The 15,347-nt window shown below is 70.3% G+C and carries 15 protein-coding genes; 1 reads left to right on the top strand and 14 read right to left on the bottom strand.

Annotated features, from left to right (window positions below; genetic code table 11):
* Position 1: 1 nt before the first annotated feature.
* The 14 genes from mftM to V1351_RS14060 all read right to left on the bottom strand — a co-directional run bounded on the left by mftM (position 2) and on the right by V1351_RS14060 (position 14,717).
* A complete protein-coding gene (mftM, locus tag V1351_RS14125) occupies positions 2-919 on the bottom strand; it encodes a mycofactocin oligosaccharide methyltransferase MftM (protein ID WP_338748828.1) in 918 nt (305 codons plus the stop codon).
* Positions 916-2,445, bottom strand: coding sequence for a VWA domain-containing protein (locus V1351_RS14120; protein WP_338748827.1), 1,530 nt, complete (start codon positions 2,443-2,445; stop codon positions 916-918). Before V1351_RS14120 ends, mftM begins: the two co-directional genes overlap by 4 nt.
* A gap of 12 nt (positions 2,446-2,457) precedes the next feature.
* On the bottom strand, positions 2,458-3,648 hold the full coding sequence (locus tag V1351_RS14115; protein ID WP_338748826.1) for an AAA family ATPase: 1,191 nt from the start codon (positions 3,646-3,648) through the stop codon (positions 2,458-2,460).
* Between the two features lie 94 nt (positions 3,649-3,742).
* Positions 3,743-5,035 carry an NDMA-dependent methanol dehydrogenase gene (gene mdo / locus V1351_RS14110; protein WP_338748825.1) on the bottom strand — a complete coding sequence of 431 codons (1,293 nt, stop codon included), beginning with the start codon at positions 5,033-5,035 and terminating at the stop codon, positions 3,743-3,745.
* A 201-nt stretch (positions 5,036-5,236) separates the two neighbouring features.
* Positions 5,237-6,619 carry a mycofactocin biosynthesis glycosyltransferase MftF gene (gene mftF, locus V1351_RS14105; protein WP_338748824.1) on the bottom strand — a complete coding sequence of 461 codons (1,383 nt, stop codon included), beginning with the start codon at positions 6,617-6,619 and terminating at the stop codon, positions 5,237-5,239.
* A complete protein-coding gene (locus V1351_RS14100) occupies positions 6,616-7,404 on the bottom strand; it encodes a mycofactocin-coupled SDR family oxidoreductase (RefSeq protein ID WP_338748823.1) in 789 nt (262 codons plus the stop codon). The genes mftF and V1351_RS14100 overlap by 4 nt, the downstream gene beginning before the upstream one ends.
* Positions 7,401-8,111, bottom strand: a complete 711-nt coding sequence (gene mftE, locus V1351_RS14095) for a mycofactocin biosynthesis peptidyl-dipeptidase MftE (protein WP_338748822.1) — start codon at positions 8,109-8,111, stop codon at positions 7,401-7,403. Before mftE ends, V1351_RS14100 begins: the two co-directional genes overlap by 4 nt.
* Positions 8,112-8,116: 5 nt before the next feature.
* Positions 8,117-9,370 (bottom strand): pre-mycofactocin synthase MftD, encoded by a 1,254-nt coding sequence (mftD, locus tag V1351_RS14090; protein WP_338748821.1) that lies wholly within the window; start codon positions 9,368-9,370, stop codon positions 8,117-8,119.
* Positions 9,371-9,384: 14 nt separating this feature from the next.
* Positions 9,385-10,650: a mycofactocin radical SAM maturase gene (mftC, locus tag V1351_RS14085; protein WP_338748820.1), complete on the bottom strand. Its 1,266-nt coding sequence runs from the start codon at positions 10,648-10,650 to the stop codon at positions 9,385-9,387.
* An 8-nt stretch (positions 10,651-10,658) separates the two neighbouring features.
* The gene (mftB, locus tag V1351_RS14080) at positions 10,659-10,952 is read right to left on the bottom strand and encodes a mycofactocin biosynthesis chaperone MftB (RefSeq protein ID WP_338748819.1); all 294 of its coding nucleotides are present in this window, start codon (positions 10,950-10,952) and stop codon (positions 10,659-10,661) included.
* 25 nt (positions 10,953-10,977) lie between these two features.
* Positions 10,978-11,085 (bottom strand): mycofactocin precursor MftA, encoded by a 108-nt coding sequence (mftA, locus tag V1351_RS14075; RefSeq protein ID WP_338748818.1) that lies wholly within the window; start codon positions 11,083-11,085, stop codon positions 10,978-10,980.
* A gap of 191 nt (positions 11,086-11,276) precedes the next feature.
* Positions 11,277-12,485 carry a transcriptional regulator gene (locus V1351_RS14070; RefSeq protein WP_338748817.1) on the bottom strand — a complete coding sequence of 403 codons (1,209 nt, stop codon included), beginning with the start codon at positions 12,483-12,485 and terminating at the stop codon, positions 11,277-11,279.
* 28 nt (positions 12,486-12,513) lie between these two features.
* Positions 12,514-14,169: a phosphoglucomutase (alpha-D-glucose-1,6-bisphosphate-dependent) gene (pgm, locus tag V1351_RS14065; protein ID WP_338748816.1), complete on the bottom strand. Its 1,656-nt coding sequence runs from the start codon at positions 14,167-14,169 to the stop codon at positions 12,514-12,516.
* A 68-nt stretch (positions 14,170-14,237) separates the two neighbouring features.
* Positions 14,238-14,717, bottom strand: a complete 480-nt coding sequence (locus V1351_RS14060) for a hypothetical protein (RefSeq protein WP_338748815.1) — start codon at positions 14,715-14,717, stop codon at positions 14,238-14,240.
* 102 nt (positions 14,718-14,819) lie between these two features.
* On the opposite strand from V1351_RS14060, the gene V1351_RS14055 reads away from it, so the two are divergent.
* A complete protein-coding gene (locus tag V1351_RS14055; protein ID WP_338748814.1) occupies positions 14,820-15,344 on the top strand; it encodes a YbaK/EbsC family protein in 525 nt (174 codons plus the stop codon).
* The last annotated feature ends 3 nt before the right edge of the window (positions 15,345-15,347 follow it).

Here is a 15,347-nt window from a genome sequence, read left to right as displayed (position 1 = left end):
GTCAGTCGACATCGATGACGAGCCACCCACCGTGCTGCTCCTGCACGCTGAAGGGCAGGGCCGTGCGCTGGCCGTAGGCGCGCAGGTCCTCGCTGTCGAGGGTGCGCACATGTCCCCAGAGCTCCTCGGGCACGTCCTCGTAGGGAACGGCGATGATGACCCGCTTGCGGGCCAGGCGGATGGCCTCGTCGATGATCCGCCACCCGTGCCCGGGCTCCACGTGCTCAAGCAGGTGCAGGGCGACAACGCTGTCGGCACATCCGTCGGGTAGCGGTACGTGCGCGGCGTCCGCGACGTGGGTCTCCACGGGTGTGCCCAGGCGCGCGGACACACGCTCGAGCAGCCGGACGGAGCCGGGGGAGACATCGATCGCGGTCACCGTCCGGGTGCTCGCCTGCCGCAGGGAGAAGAAGCCGAAGCTGGAGCCGAGTTCGAGGAGGGATTCGCCCACGAGCTGCCCCTCAGCGTGTGCGTACACGGGGGCGTACCCCGCGATCGCCCCGTGCAGCCCCGCAGCCGGCGAATCACCCAGGCTCACAGCAGCCTCGATCTCGCGCAGGCTCGTGCGGTAGTAGTGCTCCCACGCGTCCAACGGGTCCTCGGCCGAGGTGAGGACGATGCCGGTCACGATCCGCTCGAACACGTCCGCGCCGCGCAGCCATCCGGGGCCGAAGACCTCGCGGGAGAGGAGCTCGGACAGGCCGGTGTGGACCTGGCCCAGCGGTACCCGGTGCGCCACGCGTACCACGTGCCCCTGGTGGCTGATGTCGAAGTGCTCCGTACGCACGGTCCGCAGGGTTCGGCGCGGCAACGTTCCGACGGTGCTCATGACCTCGACGAGGTCATCGACGTAGGTGGGGCGGGCCGGCGCGAGCGGGTCGATGGGACGTGGTGCGGTGGCCTCGACGCCGGTGCTCATGCCGAGGTCCCGGCGACGACGGTTGAGGCGCGTTCGAGCCCGCCCAGGCTGCGCACCACCTGCACCCGGTCGCAGGATTCGGCGTAGAGCGGGAGGTCACAGCTGCCCAGGCCCCACGAGTACCGCGGTTCCGGTGTCAGCCAGATGACGGACCTCACCCGCCGGGCGATCTCCTCGAAGACCTCGATCCGTGGATCGTTGCCGTTGTTGCGTCCGTCGCCCAGCACGATGACGGTCGTACGGCGGTTGAGCGCACCGCCGTACTGCTCGAGGAAGACCTCGAAGGCCGAGCCGAAGTCGGAGTCGGCATCGACGTCGAGCACCCCACCTTCCGGCAGGCCCGACATGACGAGCGACAGTGCCTCCTCGACCGGGTGGTCGGCGAAGAGGTCAGTGATCTCGACGGCGTCCTTGACGAAGGCGAAGGAACGGACCTTGGCCGTCTGGGACTGCAGGGAATGGACGAGGTGGAGCATGAAGCGAGAGGTCTGCCGTACCGACAAGGAGACATCGCAGAGCACGATGAGCCGGGGCCGGTCCTCGACCTTGCTCACGGTGACCGGCCGGAAGGGCACACCGTCGTAACGCATGTTGCGTCGCATCGTCAGACGGCCGTCGATCGTCCCTCGTGCGGCGACCTGACGTCGGGGGCGCGGCGCACCGTGCAGGCTACGCAGCAGCCGGCGGATCGAGTCCTCGAGCGCGACCCGGTCCGCCTCGTCGACGGTCTCCGTCTGTGCGGCCTCGATCTCGCGCATCTCGAGCTCGGCCTCGCGGGACATGAGTTCCTCGAGGAAGCCTTTGAGTCGCTCGGGGAGTGTATCGAGGAAGGGCTGTAGCGCCTCGCGCAGCGCGGCCATCTCCGGGCCCTCCTCATCCCCGTCGTCGGGAAGGTCGGAGGACTCGTCCAGCCACGCGAGCAGCGCCATCTCCTGGGCGACGCTCAGCTCGGCGTCCACCTGCATGCCCGGTCGGCGGGCGAGGTCACCAGGAGCGCCCGGGTTGTGCAGCCGGGACGTCGTGATCTGCACCCGGGCGAGGTCCTCGGCGTCGGTCCGCGCACCGTCCGACAGGACGATCTCGTCGGTGAGGTTGGCCATGTCGAGCCGGTTGGCCTCTTGGTGGAGGTTGTACTGCTGACCCATGTCCTCCGGTCGGAAGAACTGGTGCAGGTCGACCGGTTTGCCATGGGAGTGGCTGTCCTGCGGCTTGTCGCCCGGTTCGTCGGAGAGGGAGAAGTCCGTCAGCTCCCCGCCATCGGACAGGTCGTCGTGACTGTGCCCGTGTCCCGTGTCGTCGGTGATCACCGGGCGCAGGGAGAAGAAGCGGTCGAAGGTCTCGTCGAAGACGGGTAGGTCCCGCCGGTCCTTGATCAGGCTCACTGCCAGGGCGGCCCGCAGGATTTCGCGATCGTCGAGCACTCCCGGCTGCGCGGCGGCCTTGAGTCCGTCGATGGCCTCGGCGACGGACGCCGGGACCCCGCGCAGCCGGAGGATCCGGATGAACCGGTGCAGGGTGGTCTCCATCGTCGACCCGCCTCAGACGGGACGCTTGCGGGCGCCACGACCGGCGAAGGAGCGACTTCCCTGACCTTGGTTCACTTGACGAGATCGGTCGAGCCCGCCCGGTGCCCCGTAGTAGTCGGTGTCGTGTCGACCAGGGGAGTCCTTGGCCAACCGCACCTCACGTCCGTCGAGGTCGTCGTCAGAGTGTGGGTGAGGATGCTCGTGGCTGTGCCCGTGACCGTGGTGGTGGTCGTGGCCATGACCGTGACCCTCCGGCACCACCGCGTTGGGATCGAGGAGCCTGGGCAGGGCCTCACCGGCCCGACGCATGTCGCGTTCGTACTTCACGACCACGCTCAGGGTGTCCGACAGGACGGTCGCATCGAGCTCATCCACCCCGAGGACGGCGAGGGTGCGGGCCCAGTCGATGGTCTCCGAGATGCTCGGTGCCTTGCGCAGCTCGAGCTCGCGCAGGCCGCGCACGATCTCGACGAGCCGGGCCGCGAGGGCGTCGCGCAGGCCGGTCTCCTTGGAGCGCAGGATGTCCAGCTCGCGCTCGGGGCCCGGGTAGTCGAGGAAGAGGTGGAGGCAGCGGCGTTTGAGCGCGGCCGACAGGTCCCTGGTGTTGTTGGAGGTCAGTACGACGAGCGGGAGGTGCTTGGCCCGGACGGTACCGATCTCGGGAATCGAGATCTGGAACTCCGAGAGCAGCTCGAGCAGCACCGCCTCGAGGGCCTCGTCTGCGCGATCGACCTCGTCGATGAGCAGGACGACAGGGTCCTCGCTGGTGATGGCCTCGAGGAGCGGTCGCGCCGCGAGGAATCGCTCGGAGAAGAAGACGCTGTCGTGGGCGGAGATCCGGTCGACGGCCTCGGTCAGGTCGGTGGTGTCGGAGACGATCTGGCCGATCTTCTCCCGCAGGATCTGGGTGTAGAGGAGCTGCTTGCCGTAGTCCCACTCGTAGAGGGCCTTGGACTCGTCCTGGCCCTCGTAGCACTGCAGACGGATCAACCGGCGTCCGGTCACCTCAGCCAGGCTCTGGGCGAGTTGGGTCTTGCCGACGCCGGCGGGTCCCTCGAGGAGCACCGGCTTCTCGAGGCGGGTCTGGAGGAAGACGGTGGTGCCCATCCGGTGGTCGGCGAGGTACCCGTGGTCGCGGAACTGCTCGATGGTGTCCTCGACGCTCGTGAGGACGGGTACGGCATCCGTCGTGGTGGTGGACATGGTTGCTCCTGTCGAAGGTTCGTGTGGGGAAGGCCCCCTTCGCCGTCCCGTGGAGCGGACGTCGAAGGGGGCCGTGGTGTCTGTTGTGGCTGGGTCAGCTGATGAGGTCGTCGAGGTCGCCGGTCATGCAGTGCTCGACGACGGGCCGGACGGTCTCGAAGGTGCACTCCTTGGGGTTACCCGGAGTGCAGGCGTCGCCGAGGATGTGGTGGGTGATGCGATCGACGTCGGCGGCGTCGCCCTTGATCTCCGGCGAGTTCTGGTAGTAGGCGGTCGGTCCCTGACCCAGGCGGTTCTTCGAGTAGCTGTCCGCCGTGACATCGACGAAACGCTCGGGGATACCCACGTCCCGCAGGAGGCGGATCGAGGCCTCGAGCGCGGCGTCTGCAGCTTGGACCTTGGTCATGCCGTGCGTGTCGATGCCCATCGCCTCGGCGATGTCGGCGAACCGGCCGTAGCAGACGGGCATGTTGAAGGCCCATACGCGCGGCAGGGCGATGGCGTTGTTCAGCCCGTGGTGGGTGTCGTAGAAGGCGCTGACCGCGTGGCTCATCGAGTGGATGATGCCGAGGCCACCGGAGTTGAAGGCCTGGGCTGCGATGTACTGGGCGTACATCATGCCCTCGCGTCCCTTGAGATCCTGGCCGTTCCAGACCGCCTCGCGCAGGTTCTCCGAGGTGAGCTTGACGGCCCGCAGGGCGTTGCCGAGTGAGGGCTCGAAGTTCAGCCGGGACACGTAGGGCTCGGAGGCGTGGGCGAGGACGTCGAAGCCGCACTGGGCGGTGAAGTCGGTCGGGCAGTCGTAGTAGAGCACCGGGTCGTCGACGGCCAGGCTGGCCACCGACGCGTCGTCGAAGGCGACGTACTTGTGCGGGTTGTCGGGGTCGGTGGTCGTGTCGGTGACGACATAGGCCCACGAGGTCTCGGAGCCGGTGCCGGCCGTGGTCGAGACCGCGATGTGCGGCGGGTTCTTCGGGTTCTCGGACATGTTGAAGCCCTCGAACTCGTTGACATTGCGCCCGTCGTGTGCGACAGAGATGCGCGCGCCCTTGCAGGCGTCGTGCGCGGAGCCGCCACCGATGGAGACGAACGAGTCGCAGGCGTTCTCCTGGTACATGGCCACCGCGTCCATGACGTTGTAGTCCTTGGGGTTGGACTCGACCTGGTCGAAGACGACGACCTCGAGACCGTGGTGCCTGAGTGACTCGGCGATGTTCTTGACGATGTCCGTGCCCCGCAGGCCGGTCGTCATGATGAGTGTCTTCCGGAAGCCGAGCTTGAGGGCCTCCGGGCCGATCATCTCCCAGGCCCCGGGGCCCATCATGGCGCGCGGGAAGGGGTGGAACTCCTTGATCGGGAATGGCTTGAGTAGTTCATCAACCTGCATGGCTGGTCTCCTTTGACCGGGGACGGGGTGCACTCGGACGCTAGGGCTGGCGGGTGTGCGGCGAACAGTCCAGAACAGAGATACCCGCCCGCTGGACAGGTGGGTCCCCGTCCGGTCGGGCAGGAGGTTGGGCCGCGTGCGAGCACAAGTCAGCGCGGTGGCGCTCCCAGCCGGTCGCGACCGTGGAGCGATGGGCGCCCGTCAGCGGCCGGGTCGCCGCGGGAGGAGGGCGGAGACAGAGCGAGCTCGCAGAGCACCGGCCCACAGGCCGGCGCCGTAGGCGAGGTCGTCGAGACGTCGGCTGACCGGGTCGTAGCGAACACCGGGGTGGTCGATGCGGGCGACGACGACGTCGACGAGCAGGGCGGTGACGAGCGCGCGGCGGACGGAGCCGCTGCGGGTGGCCGCGACCACAGCGAGCGGCCACCAGTGACGCAGGAGCAGGGCGGTCTCCTGTCGGACGGCCCAGCCGAGTCCCTGCGCGCCGAGGCGGACCGCGAGGCTGCGTCGGTGCGGGCCGGCGGGCAGTCGTCGGTCGAGGGAGCGCACCCCGCGCATGAGCCCGACTGCGGCCACGGGCAATGACCAGGGACGGAACACGAGCACAGCGGCCGCCGTGACGGCCATCGTCGCCGACATGACGGCGGGCGCGCCCTTGCGGCCATGGCGTGCGGCCAGGTCGGCACCACCGGTGCCGTAGAGGAACTTGCGGCCCAGCCACCCGCTGACGGTCGCGCGGGTGTCGTGCCAGGCGATCTCCGAGGGGTCGTAGCGGACGACCTCGCCGGCCTCGACGAGACGCCAGACCAGGTCGACGTCCTCACCGACCCGCATCCCCGGCGCAAACCCACCCGCGGCCCTGATCCGGTCCACTCGCGCCACCAGGCAGGCGCTCGGTAGCCACCCGACGGCGGCGCCCGGACGCACCGAGCAGGCTCGTCGGCCAAGGGCGAGTGAGGAGATCTGCTCGTCGTAGCGCTCGAACCATCGCGGGGCGTCGGTCCGAGCGCGACTGCGCACGAGCGGGCCCACGAGCGCGACCTTGTCATCGGCGAAGTGCCGGGCCAGCCGTCGCAGCATGGCTGTATCGGCCTGCACGTCGGAGTCGACGAAGGCGACGAACGGGGTCTCGACGGCGAGCAGGCCGGCATTGCGTGCGCCGGCGGGTCCGAGGTTGACCGGAAGGGAGATGACCCGGGCCCCGTGGTCGGCCGCCACGCGGGCGACCGCGTCGGGGTCGTGGGAGTCATCATCGACGACGACGCACTGCAGCCCGTCGAGGGCCTCCAGCGCACGGCCGAGCTCCTCGGGCCGGTCGCGGATCGGGATGATGACAGAGAGCTCGTCCGGATCGGGGCCGGCGCCGAGGAGCACTGGGTCAGCGAGGTTGCCGTCGACGAGCCGGGAGACGAGGGCCTCATCGGTGGAGTCCCGTACAAGCAGCCGTCCGTCGACGACCCGCGCGCGGGCCACGGCCCCGAGCCGGACGATGCGCAAGGGGGATCCACCGACGAGCTGATCGTCATAGCAGCGCACGTCGTGCCTGATCTGCGCCTCGAAGCCCGCCGGGAAACGTCCGGTCATCCTGCGAAACCCCCGTCCGCAGCGACCACGCCGCCGTTGAGCGCTGCGCCCTCGGAGGAGCAGCACAGCGCCACTGTCGCGGCGATCTCCTCCGGGTGGATCGGCCGGCGGATCAGCTGGTGCGACGCCAGATCCGTGGTCGTCGTGCCGTAGATCGCTGCCGTCGCTTCGAGCATCGGGGTGCCGGTCGCGCCGGGACTCACGGCGACCGCGGTGACGCCGGTACCGACGAGGTCGGCGGCCAGGCCGCGCACCATGCCCACGACGGCGTGCTTGGCGGCGTTGTAGGCCGCGAGGTGGAAGAGGCCGCGGCCGCCTGCAGCGGAGGCGATGGCGACGAATCGGCAGCCCGACGGGTCGGGCCCGGAGAGCATCGCCGGGACGGCTGCGGCGGCGGTGTGCCAGACGCCGAGAGCGTCGACCTGCCACAGCAGGTCGAACTGAGCGGCAGGCGTCTCCCACAGGGGCGCCCCGCCGGCGACGACGCCTGCCGCGGCCACGGCGACGTCGAGCCGTCCCCACCGCTGGAGGACATCGGCAACCGCCTCGGCCACGGCGTCGGGATCGCGCACGTCGGCGACCCGGGTGGCGATCCGCCCCGCGGCTCGGGGGTCGGCGGCGACCGCGTCGAGGTCGTCGGTCGTGGGCATGGGGTAGGGCTGCGCGTCGGCTCCCGCGCACCAGTCGACCGCGAGTACGTCGTAGCCCTGGCCCGCGAGGCGAAGGGAGGTCGCCGCGCCCATGCCCCGGGCGGCCCCGGTGACGAGGGCGACACGCTGGCTCACCCCACTGCTCTTTCGTCCGGATCGGCGACCGCGCGCACGGCGGTGACCATTGCGGTCAGGAGGCGCCGCCCTTCGTCCGCGGTCGCGCCACGGGGGTCCCCGAGTACGCCGTTGGGTGAGACGGCGGCCAGCCCGCCGACCCGCATCGCCGGGAGGATCACCCGCAGGGGCTGGGTGCTGCCGGGCTCTGCCCGCTCCGTGTGCACGGACCATGGCCGAAGCCAGAGCATGAGGGAAGTCTCAGCGCGACCGGCGTGCGGGTCCGCACCCGGGGGAGCGCACGGTGCCCAGGCGACGTCGTGACCCTCCTGCACGAGCTGCGTGACGGCCGCGTCGAGCGCATCGCGGTTGCCGCCGTGGCCGTTGACGAGGACAACCCGCGGGACCCAGGTGCCGGCCGAGCGCACTGTCTCGACGACCACCTGGCGCAGCACCTCGGTGCCGATGGAGATCGTGCCGGCGAAGTCCTGGTGCTCGCCGCTCGACCCGAGGGCGATCGTGGGCGACACCCACGTCGTCGTCCCGGAGGCGGTGAGCCGCTGCGCGACCTCGCGCGCAACTGCGTGGGCGATGGTCGAGTCGGTGTCGAGGGGCAGGTGCGGCCCGTGCTGCTCCAGCGACCCGACCGGCACGAGCAGCAGGTCCGTGTCGTGCACCTCCTGGTGGACGGCGCTGGCGAGTGCGCGTGACCGTGCGGGTGCGTCCATGTCCGTCAGTGCGTCGCGGTGGATGCCACCGGCACGCCGAGCTCCCGGTGGAAGTCGCCGGGGATGAGCAGGTGCTCGGGCCCCAGCTCCGCGACCGACGAGAGTGCGAGTCCTCGCAGCGCGGAGTCGACGCCGCCGGTGAGCAGGTCGAGCACGTTCTCCACTCCCTGCTGACCATTGGCCGCCAGGCCCCAGAGGTAGGCGCGGCCGATGAGCACGGCCTTGGCCCCGAGGGCGAGCGCCTTGATGACGTCGGACCCTCGGCGGATGCCACCGTCCATCACGACGTCGACCTGGTGGCCGACGTGCGAGGAGATCGGGTGCACCATGCGGATCGCAGCCGGCGTGCCGTCGAGGTTGTTGCCGCCGTGGTTGGACACCGAGATGCCGGCCACGCCCGCGTCGACCGCGCGCAGGGCGTCGTCGACGCGGGAGACTCCCTTGAGCACGAAGGGGGTGCCACTGATCTGGGCCCACTGCTCGCGCATCCACGAGACGTCCTCCCAAGACGGAGGTGGCGTCGTCATCCACTCGTAGTAGGCACCGAAGAAGGTCGGCGCCTCTCCTCCCGGAGGGGCGAGGTTGGGCGCGGTGAGGTCAGGCAGACGGCCGGTGTCCCGGTACTGGCGGGCGAAGTCAGCAAGCCACCGTGGTCGGGTCACGACGTCCGGGGCCATCCGGATCATGGTCTTGAGGTCGACCTTCTCAGGGATCTCGGGGCTGCCCCAGTCGCGACCGATGGAGAAGGACCAGTCGAGGGTGGCAATGAGTCCCTGGACACCGGCGTCGTGGGCGCGTTGCATCCGCTGGATCATCGTGTCGCGGTCGCCGGTCCAGTACATCTGGAAGAAGGTGGTCGCGCCGGTCTCGCAGACCTCTTCGACGGCCTTCGAGGCGAAGTTGGACAGGCCCATGATCGTGCCGCGGGCCGCGGCGGCACGGGCGACGGCGACTTCCCCGTCCGGATGGACGGCCTGCACTCCGGTCGGACTGACGAGCACCGGCGAACTGACCTGCTGGCCGAAGACCGTCGTCACCTGGTCGCGCTCCGGCTGCTGCCCGACGACGTGCGGTGCCAGACCGAGCTCGGCGAAGGCGCTCTGGTTGTCATCGCGGCTCTGGCCGCGCTCGGAGCCGGCGAGCAGGGCGCTGTAGACGGGAGCCGGCAGCCGCTTGCGGGCGCGCTCCTGAGCGACGGCGACGGACTCGAACCAAGGGTTCTGCCGCCAGGGGTTCTCGAGCCACTCGGGCGTCTTCATTGTCTCGTTCCTCGTCATCGGGGGGTGAAGTCGGCCAGGGGGCTCTCGGCGCACGGCGACACCGGAGGCGAAGGGGGAGCGGCCTCCCTGTCGGGCCGTCGGCGCATGAGCTGGAGCATGACCGGTTCGTTGCGGGTGGGGTTGGCCTTGGAGTGGTCCTGGCTCGAGGCAGGCACGCTGCGCTCGCCGGCGAGCGCGGACTCGCCATAGCCCTTGACGCACTCGGGGTCGGGGCCGTCGAGCGGCAGGCCGGTGAAGAACTTCGCGGCCATGCACCCACCGCGGCAGCTGTCGTACTGGCTGCACGAAGAACAGGCGCCACCGGTCTGGGGGGAGCGCAGTTCGCGGAAGAGTTCGGAGTTGCGCCAGATCTCGCCGAAACCTCCCCCGGTGAGCAGGTTGCCGGCGTGGAACTGGTCGTGGATGGCGAAGGGGCACGCGTAGACGTCGCCGATCGGGTCGATGAGGCAGACGACGCGCCCCGCCCCACAGAGGTTGAGGCCCGGCAGGGACTCACCGAAGGCCGCGAGGTGGAAGAAGGAGTCGCCGGTGAGGACGTCCTCACCGTGGGCGACGAGCCAGTCGTAGAGCTCGCGCTGCTGCTCCGGCAGCGGGTGCAACTCGTCCCAGACGTCGGCGCCGCGGCCGGACGGCCGCAGCCGGGTCAGGCGAAGGGTGGCGCCGTACCGGTCGGCGAGGGCCTTGAAGTCGTCGAGCTGTCCGATGTTCTGGCGCGTGCACACCACCGAGATCTTGGCATCGGAGAAGCCGGCTGCCTGCAGGTTCTCGAGGGCGCGGATCGCCATGTCGTAGGAGCCCGGGCCGCGCACGTAGTCGTTGACCTCAGGTGTCGCGCCGTCGAGCGAGATCTGCACGTCGACGTAGTCGGTCGCGGTGAGGAAGGCCGCGCGCTCGGGGGTGATCCGGGCGCCGTTGGTGGAGAACTTCACGCCGACGTCGTGGGCCACGGCGTACTCGAGCAGCTCCCAGAAATCGGGGCGGATCGTCGGCTCACCGCCTCCGACGTTGACGTAGAAGACCTTCATGCGTTGCAGCTCGTCGATGACCTCCTTGCACTCCTGGGTGCTCAACTCGCGCGGATCACGACGACCAGAGCTGGAGAGGCAGTGCGCGCACTCGAGGTTGCAGGCGTAGGTCAGCTCCCACGTCAGGCAGATCGGGGCGTTCAACCCGAACTCGAACTGCTCGACGAGGGTGCCCCCTTCGGGTCGCGACGGTGCCGCGATCGTGGCGGCGGGTGGGTCGGTGGTGAGCGTCATTGGGCTCCTCAGGCATCGGTGCGGGGGCGGATCATGTCCTTGGCAGCCAGACCCCGCAGTGCACGCAGGTACGCGTCGTGCTGCTCCTCCGGGATGCCCTCGGCGACCAAGGTGCTGTGTACGTCCGGGTGGTCGGCGAGGTGCTCCACGACGCGGACGAGAGCCGGTCGTTTGAGGAAGGACAGCGTGCGGTTGGCGAAGTTGTAGGCCAGTGCCCCGAAGGGTTCGGGACGAAGCGCCACGGATGCCGACAGCTCCCATGGTCGCTGCAGCATCCGTGGTGTCTCCGCGATCATCGTCATCCTCTCTTCTCGGTTGAGACGCTGGTCAGTAGACGCCGCACATGCCGTCGATGGAGACCTCTTCCACGAGGTCGTCGGCGACTGCGTCGATCTGCGGGTCCTGCTCGTGGTCGTCGTGTTGCTCGTCTGCCATGGTGTCCGTCCTTCCGACGTCGCTGTCTGGTCCGGCCCAAGTTAGTCACGTGAGAGGACGCGCGTAACTGCCCTAACGGGTAGTCCGGGACCTGTCCGAGGCGGTGCGCGCAGGGGACACAGCGGCCCAGTGCGGCGTCGGCCACCAGTCCTCGTCGGTCGTCCACCGCCCGTCGAACCTCAGGACACCCGTCAGCGCAGCGCGGCGGCCAGCCGCGCGGACAGTTCCGCGCGAGCCGGGTGGGGCTCGTCCCCGAGCGCGTCGAGGGCCCGCTGGACGACCTCGGCGTCGGGTACGACCTCGCTGTAGGCGAGGACCGCCAGAGGGTCGGGGTCGACCAACAAGCACTCGCGCACTGCGACGGCCAGGTACTCGGCCGTCTCGGCGAGCAGGGGTGAGCCCGTGCCCGGGACGAGGTCGCCGCCGTAGGCGTCGACTGCTGCCCTGGCATCGGCGCGACGGACTGCCGAGCGGACCGAGTCGACATCGCTGGTCACCGGGAGATCGAGCTGGTAAGGGCGGGATGCCAGACGCCCGCCCAGGGCCGAACGCAGGTGACTCACCTCGGACTTCAACGTGCTCGTAGACACCCGCTCATCGCCGTAGAGATGGGCATGCAGCTCACCGAGGGAAAGACCCTCGGGATGGAGCGAGAGGATGGCGAGGATCTCGCCCTGCCGGCGAGTGAGCAGCAGTCGTACTCCATCGAGGTGGACCTCGACGGCGCCCAGGAGTCGTAGGTGCAGGCCCGTGTCGAGATGACGGGTCACGCCGGGGTGGCCGGTCGCGGGGACGGCCGTCTCGAGGAGCCGGGCCAGGGCTTGGGCGGTCGCTGCCCCGATCGGGTGGCCGCGATCCCAGGTGGTCGACAGGTCGAGCACGCCGAGCTGGACGCCGGTCACCGGGTCGTGGACCGGGGCGGCCCAGCAGACCCAGTCGTGGACGATCGGGGCGTAGTGCTCAGCGGCGAAGACCGTCGACACACGGTTGTTGCGGAGGGCGAGGTTGAGGGCGTTGGTGCCGATGCTCCCTTCGTCCCAGCGGCCGCCGGCGACGAAGTTGATGTCCTCGGCGGCGTTGCGCATCACCCGCCCTCCATAGGTCCACAGGATGCGGGTCTGCGGGTCGGTGACCGCGACGACGAGGTCGCCGTCCTCGGCGGCGGAACGCAATGCGCCCTCGAGACGATTGACCGCAGCCGACAAGGGTGACTCCTCGAAGAGGCTGCGGGTCTCCCCTTCGTCTGCGAGGGGAGCGGCATCGACGGACTCGGGCAGGTGCTCGGCGGAGCGCTGCCACGACGAGAGGATCTCCGGTCGCACCTCGTCAGGGGGCGTACTGCCTCCGCGCCAGTGCTCCCAGGCCCGCTCCAAACTGCGGCGTCGGCCCGACTCCGCCATCCGTCCACCTCCATGTGGTGCGCACAGCCTAGCCCCCGAGCGCGGCGTCGACGACCCCCTTCGCGTCGGCCTGCACCTGCGCGAGGTGCTCGGGCCCGCGGAAGGACTCGGCGTAGATCTTGTACTTGTCCTCGGTGCCGGAGGGGCGGGCGGCGAACCACGCGGACTCGGTGACCACCTTCAGCCCGCCGATCGGGGCTCCGTTGCCGGGGGCCTGCGTCAGCTTCGCGGTGATCGGCTCGCCGGCGATCGAGTCGGCGGTGACGGCGTCGGGAGTGAGGGCCTTCAGCGCGGCCTTCTGCGCGCGGTCCGCCGGGGCGTCCTCGCGGGCGTAGGCGGGCTCGCCGTGGCGCGCGACGAGGTCCGCGTAGTGCTGGCTCGGGCTGCGACCCGTGGTCGCGGTGATCTCGGAGGCGAGCAGCGCGAGGATGATCCCGTCCTTGTCGGTCGTCCACACCGACCCGTCGAACCGCAGGAACGACGCCCCCGCGGACTCCTCGCCACCGAAGCCGACCGACCCGTCGAGCAGCCCGGGCACGAACCACTTGAACCCGACCGGCACCTCCCACAGCTCCTTGCCCAGGTCGGCGGCGACCCGGTCGATCATCGAGCTGGACACGAGCGTCTTGCCGATCCGCTCGCTCGACCACCCCGGACGCGCGCCGCCGTAGAGGTACTGCAGCGCGACGGCGAGGTAGTGGTTGGGGTTCATCAGCCCGCCGTCGGGGGTGACGATGCCGTGCCGGTCGGAGTCGGCGTCGTTGCCGGTGGCGATGTCGTAGCGGTCCTTGCTGGCGATCAGGCTGGCCATCGCGGAGGGGGAGGAACAGTCCATGCGGATCTGCCCGTCCTTGTCCAGCGTCATGAAGCGCCACGTCGGGTCGACGAGCGGGTTGACGACGGTCAGGTCCAGCCCGTGGCGCTCGCCGATCGCACCCCAGTAGTCGACCGCGGCGCCGCCCATCGGGTCGGCGCCGATGCGCACCCCCGCCTCCTTGATCCGTTGCAGGTCAACGACATTGGGCAGGTCGTCGACGTAGGCGGTCAGGTAGTCGTGCTCGGTGGCCGCGGCCCGGGCCCGGGCGAAGGGGGTCCGCCGCACCTGCCGCAGCCCATCCCTCAGGTGGGCGTTCGCGGCATCTGCGATCGCGGTGGTCGCGTCGGAGTCCGCCGGTCCGCCGTGCGGGGGGTTGTACTTGAACCCGCCGTCGCTCGGCGGGTTGTGTGAGGGGGTGACGACGATGCCGTCGGCCAGGCCCACCCCCTTCGCGCTGAGGTCCTTGCCCCGGTTGGCGGTGAGGATGGCGTGCGAGATGGCCGGGGTCGGCGTGTAGCGGTCGGCGGAGTCGACGAGCACCGTGACGTCGTTGCCGGCGAGCACCTCGAGCGCCGAGACCCACGCCGGCTCGGAGAGGGCGTGGGTGTCGCGCCCGAGGAAGAGCGGCCCGTCGATGCCCTGGGCGCGCCGGACGTCGACGATCGCCTGGGTCGTCGCGAGGATGTGCGCCTCGTTGAAGGACCCGGTCACCGACTTCCCGCGGTGCCCGCTCGTGCCGAAGGCGACCTGCTGGTCGACGTCCTCCGGGTCCGGCCGGACCGCGTAGTACGCGGTGACGACGTGGCTGACGTCGATGAGGTCCTCGGGCAGGGCGGGCGTACCGGCACGATCAGCGGCTGTGCTCATGCCACGACGGTAGCGGTGCGCACGAGGTGTGGCCCGGTGAGCCAGCATCCACGTGTACGGGGCTGCGGTCAGTGGACGAGGTCGAGCCCCGCCGGCTCCACGGCCTGGCCCGGGCCGAGGCTGGACGGGCACGGCAGCTCGGCGGCGAGCCGACGGGCTCTCGCGCGGTGACGCCGGGCGAGGAGCCCGGTGGGGGCAATGCTGAAGAGCGTGAGTCCGGACGTCTGCGCCCGTGTCGCGATGGCGTGGTCGAGCTGGTTGTCGGTGACGAGCGTCAGTCCGACCTCGCCGAGTGCATCGCGCTCGACCCCGAGGAGGGCGTCCCGCACCGAAGCGGTCAGCCGACTCCGGGCCCGGTCGCGGGCCTCCCGCCACTCACGCGCGGAGACGATGTGCGGGAACATCCCCACCGGCGGGTGGTACCCCGCGACCACCTGCAGGTCGGCGGACCACCGGCGCGCGAGCCCGAGCGCCCAGGCCAGCGCGAGCTCGTCCCCGCGCCCGATGACCCCGAGAACGATGCGTTCCGGCCACACCACGACGATCACCCCAAAGAGGAGAGGCTCCCCGAGCCAACCACCCAGTGCCCGCAGTCTCCCAGACCGTTAGGCGGGTGAACAGGGCTCGTCCGCCGGCGCTACCGTCGTGCCATGAGCGCTGCCGGAAACCTCACCTGGACCCCAGCCGCCGAGGCGCCCGACCTGCTGGCGCCTCCCGTGTCCGGGGTCATCGAGCGCGTCCCCTCCGCTCGGGTGGCCCGGATCGACCCGGAGCTGGCGGACACGGCGGCCTTCTGCGAGGCGTACGAGTCCTCGCCGGAGCACTCGGCCAACTGCGTGGTCGTGGCCGGACGAAGGGGTGGCCAGACCACGCACGCCGCTGTCCTCGTCCTGGCGACGGACCGGGCGGACATCAACAACGTGGTGCGTCGGCACCTCGACGCACGCAAGATCTCCTTCGCCCCGATGGACCAGGCCGTCGAGCTGACCGGGATGGAGTACGGCGGGATCACCCCGGTCGGCCTCCCGGACGGGTGGCCGGTGCTCGTGGACGTGGACGTGGTCGCGGCCGGTGAGGTCGTCATCGGTTCCGGCGTGCGCGACTCCAAGCTGCTCGTCGATGCTGCCGAGCTCGCTGCCCTGCCCTCCGCCGAGGTGCTGGCGCTGACCCTGTAGTTC

The organism is Janibacter sp. A1S7 (genome assembly GCF_037198315.1).
GTDB classification, from domain to species: Bacteria; Actinomycetota; Actinomycetes; order Actinomycetales; family Dermatophilaceae; genus Janibacter; species Janibacter alittae.
The sequence above is the reverse complement of the archived record's forward strand: the minus strand, read 5'-3'. Positions and strand labels throughout refer to the sequence as shown.